Below are 1861 nucleotides of genomic sequence, written 5' to 3'. Positions count from 1 at the left end.
CCGCAACCGCGCTGGCCGCCTACCTCTACGCGCTCCGAACCGAGTTCGTCACCGTCGCTGTTGTCTTGTCCTCGCTCTACCCGGTCGTCCCGGTGACCGTGGGAATCGTGTTCCTCCACGAGCGCCTCCGGCCACCCCAGGCACTCGGACTGGCCGCTGCGCTCACCGCGACAGTCCTCATAGCCGTGGCGTAAGCCCGACACCGACAAGATTGCGGGCTCGTACTCGTCCCAACGACGGGTCCGCCATTCCCGAACGGCCGCTCTGCCAATCACACCCTCGACTCGCGGACATCGGATTTGCGGTGTTCTCCTTCGGGTAAAGGAACGCCGCCGCAGGGAATGGGTGGGCGAACGACTGCAGTTGCGGGCTCGCGAAGATTCTGTCCTCCAGCCGTTCCCCGTCGCAGCAGTGCGGGGTTTCACCAGCAGGAGAACACGTATCGGCACGAGTACTTCTTTGAGGCCTCACCGCAGCCCGACGCAATCGAGTTGCCCCTCGTTGCGGCCCGGCCGGCGATTGGGCGGGAGCCTGTCACCACGTACTTGGACGGTGCCGGAGAAGAACATCCCCTGTTCGGTGAACACGCTGTGCCGGCCGGTGAACACGACCATCGCGATCATCCGGACGGCCCACGCAGCGCTGGTCACCTTCGGCGGCGCCTACGCCGTCCTCTCCTACGTCGCGCAGAAGGCGGTGGAAACCTACGGCTGGCTCACCCCCGGCGAGATGGTCCGCGGTCTCGGCCTGGCCGAGACCACCCCCGGCCCGCTGATCATGGTGGTGCAGTTCGTCGCGTTCCTCGGCGCCTACCGCAACCCCGGTGAGCTGGATCCGTGGGTGGCGGCCACCATCGGCGCGCTGCTCACCACGTGGGTGACGTTCGTGCCGTGCTTCGTGTTCATCTTCCTCGGCGCCCCCTACGTCGAACGGCTCCGCAACAACACACAGCTGACCTCGGCGCTGAACGGGATCACCGCCGCCGTGGTCGGGGTGATCGCGAACCTGGCCCTGTACTTCGCGATCCACACCCTCTTCGCGGACGCCACGATGCTGCACTGGGGGCCGATCCACCTGCTGGTGCCCGACCTGAGCACGATCCGCCCGGTCGTCGCGGTCATCGCGGTCCTCGCCGGGGTGATGATCTACCGGTTGAACTGGTCGGTGCTGCGCACCCTCGGCGTGTGCGCCCTCTTCGGCCTTGCCGCCGGACTGGTCGGACTCCCGGTCACCTGACCGTCTCCCACCCACGCACCCGCAATCGACTTGGAAAGGACGGCTGTCGATGACGTCGACAGCCGCCGCCGTATTGGCCGCCGAGAGAAGTGTCGAGGGTCCGCTCCCGGTCTGGCTCACCCTCGCGGTCATCGCTCTGGTCCTGCTCGGTGGGTATGCCGCAACCGCACCGACGGCACAGCCCGATCGGACCGGCGGGGCAGTGCACGTCCGCCGCGACCGGAACCACTCGGCCACCCACTCGATCGAATCGACACGCTCTAGCGACCGAACACGTGGATGCGGCGAACGTTGACGGCGACGGGAGGGAACTTCAACGCAACCTCGCCCGGACATACTTGGGGTGCCCGAGACGGTGGTCGAGGAGCCCTCGGTGTCCGGCGGGGGCGAGTGAGGCCGAACATGAGGGAAGCTCGGTCCCGCACGTTTTACATTCTGCGACTGCGGATGTCGTCGCTCACTGTTCGACAATCCGCGACGGGCCGGCGGAATCGATGGCGAGTCTCGGCGGACCAGGCAATGTTCTGCGAAGTCGGGTGCTCGGGTAAAGGGGGTTCGCTCGCCCGGCGATGCGGGGTGCACGATGATGATGCGCATGCGGATGAAGTTTCACGAGCAGCTCGAC

At 66.7% G+C, this 1861-nt stretch carries 3 protein-coding genes and 1 pseudogene; 3 read left to right on the top strand and 1 reads right to left on the bottom strand.

What is annotated here, in order from left to right:
* Nucleotides 1-194: EamA family transporter (locus P3H15_RS53720; protein ID WP_276144779.1), on the top strand; the 194-nt coding region annotated here is incomplete at its 5' end.
* A 273-nt stretch (nucleotides 195-467) separates the two neighbouring features.
* Here P3H15_RS53720 and P3H15_RS53715 read toward each other — a convergent pair.
* The gene (locus P3H15_RS53715) at nucleotides 468-614 is read right to left on the bottom strand and encodes a hypothetical protein (RefSeq protein ID WP_276144778.1); all 147 of its coding nucleotides are present in this window, start codon (nucleotides 612-614) and stop codon (nucleotides 468-470) included.
* A gap of 25 nt (nucleotides 615-639) precedes the next feature.
* Here P3H15_RS53715 and P3H15_RS53710 point away from each other — a divergent pair.
* Both P3H15_RS53710 and P3H15_RS53705 read left to right on the top strand, forming a co-directional pair.
* Nucleotides 640-1236: pseudogene (locus P3H15_RS53710) on the top strand (chromate transporter); the annotation flags it as partial.
* A gap of 49 nt (nucleotides 1237-1285) precedes the next feature.
* Nucleotides 1286-1531: a hypothetical protein gene (locus P3H15_RS53705; protein WP_276144776.1), complete on the top strand. Its 246-nt coding sequence runs from the start codon at nucleotides 1286-1288 to the stop codon at nucleotides 1529-1531.
* The last annotated feature ends 330 nt before the right edge of the window (nucleotides 1532-1861 follow it).

This window comes from Rhodococcus sp. T2V (assembly GCF_029269925.1).
GTDB classification, from domain to species: Bacteria; Actinomycetota; Actinomycetes; order Mycobacteriales; family Mycobacteriaceae; genus Rhodococcus_F; species Rhodococcus_F koreensis.
Note: the sequence above shows the minus strand (reverse complement) of the source record. Positions and strands in the feature narration are given on the sequence as shown.

Coding starts and splice junctions, on each gene's coding strand:
- P3H15_RS53705 (WP_276144776.1), top strand. CDS start 1,286: ATGACGTCGACAGCCGCCGCCGTATTGGCCGCCGAGAGAAGTGTCGAG.
- P3H15_RS53715 (WP_276144778.1), bottom strand. CDS start 614: ATGGTCGTGTTCACCGGCCGGCACAGCGTGTTCACCGAACAGGGGATG.